The following is a 679-nucleotide window of genomic DNA, read 5'->3' as shown; positions in this document are numbered from 1 at the left end:
GCGCTGATACGGCGCGATCTGGATGTGTTCGACTGGTTTGCCGATTGCGCCGGCATCGCATGTGGCCTCGTGGCCGTGATCTGTGTGAACTGGATCTTGCGGCGCAGAGGTTGAGCCCGCTCTCAAGCCTTATCTGCACGGCGCCGATAGCCACAGGAGTTCGCCCTCGGCTCCATTGACTCAGCGAAATCGGATTGCAACGATCCGATCCGAGAGTGAGCGATTTTTCTAACTTGGCCGGACAGATATTTTGGGCGCGGCACCCAGGAAGTGCGCCATCAGTATTGAGGGACGATGACGATCAAGATCAGGCTTCCGGGCGGTGTATTGAAGGTCAAGCAACGTTATGAGTTGCGGCGGCGAGAGTACAAGGGCGAAGTCCCGGTCTGGCAGTTTGGCAAATATTTCGTCATCTGGTGGCCCAGTACAATTCCTGATCGCCCCTCCAGGAGCTCGAATACTGATGAGGAACTTGAAATGAATCTTCCATCGTCTGGAGAAAGCACGTAAGCTCTATGCATCATGGCTTTGCGAATCAGATTGCCGGGGGGCACACTGAAGGTGAAGACCTACCGGGAACTGCGTGATCGCGAGCGGGATCACAGGGTGCCTGTGCTGAAACTGGGCTCGCTCTATTTCGTCTGGTCCCCGGCCAAACATCATTCGCACAGGCACAGTC

Annotated in this window: 1 protein-coding gene; it reads left to right on the top strand. The window is 56.0% G+C overall.

Annotation, left to right across the window (positions count from 1 at the left end; translation table 11 throughout):
* Positions 1 to 294: 294 nt before the first annotated feature.
* The gene (locus EN969_RS33990) at positions 295 to 510 is read left to right on the top strand and encodes a hypothetical protein (RefSeq protein WP_082826424.1); all 216 of its coding nucleotides are present in this window, start codon (positions 295 to 297) and stop codon (positions 508 to 510) included.
* The last annotated feature ends 169 nt before the right edge of the window (positions 511 to 679 follow it).

It is taken from the genome of Mesorhizobium sp. M7A.F.Ca.CA.003.01.2.1 (assembly GCF_003998945.1).
In the GTDB taxonomy this organism is placed as follows: Bacteria; Pseudomonadota; Alphaproteobacteria; order Rhizobiales; family Rhizobiaceae; genus Mesorhizobium; species Mesorhizobium ciceri.
This window is presented reverse-complemented; position numbering and strand designations above follow the sequence as displayed.

Excerpts from the sequence above, each read along its gene's own strand:
- EN969_RS33990 (WP_082826424.1), top strand. The coding sequence starts at position 295 with ATGACGATCAAGATCAGGCTTCCGGGCGGTGTATTGAAGGTCAAGCAA.